Here is a 615-nt window from a genome sequence, read left to right on the forward strand (position 1 = left end):
TTGCCAGGATGACGTTCTTGATCAGGAACAAGTCCCTGGAGGCTCGCACCTACCAGTTGCTGATTTCTGTCCAAGTATTTAAAAACCAAGACATCTTCTATAACACCATCTTTATCCTTACGTTTAGCTTGGGCTAATACTCCCTTTTCCAGGAAGAAGTCGATTGTATCATCAGAGAGACCTCTAATCTCCTTGAGATAGGATCTCGCCTCCACAAATCGTTGTTCGTAAGGGGCTAGTGTATAATTGAAAGGTTGACGTTCTTCCTCTACTGGTTTTGCTTCAGGAAAGGAACCTGTCTCTAAGAATACCATGGCTTCCTTATAGCTGACATTTCGCATTTCTTGGACAAGGTTGATGGTGTCCCCATACTTATCTGCTTGTGAATACCAATGCCAGGTATTCTTCACAGTATCAATCTTAAACGAGTCATGCTCAGCCCAATAATACTCTCGATGTGACTTTCGCTTCATCTCCATTCCAAGGCTACGAGCTACTTCTAAAATATCCAGCGATTTTGCCTGTGCTTTTGTTAAAGGCATACTCTTTCCTCCTCTACTAATTCCTTAAATAAAAGATATCCTTCAGGAGTTGCATCTAGTTCACTAACAACTA

General features: G+C 41.6%; 1 pseudogene. It reads right to left on the reverse strand.

The features are described from left to right. A pseudogene (locus ACIY19_RS10860) lies at positions 1-542 on the reverse strand (hypothetical protein); the annotation flags it as partial. Between the last annotated feature and the right edge of the window lie 73 nt (positions 543-615).

Source organism: Streptococcus sp. ST14 (assembly GCF_046098195.1).
Classification (GTDB): Bacteria; Bacillota; Bacilli; order Lactobacillales; family Streptococcaceae; genus Streptococcus.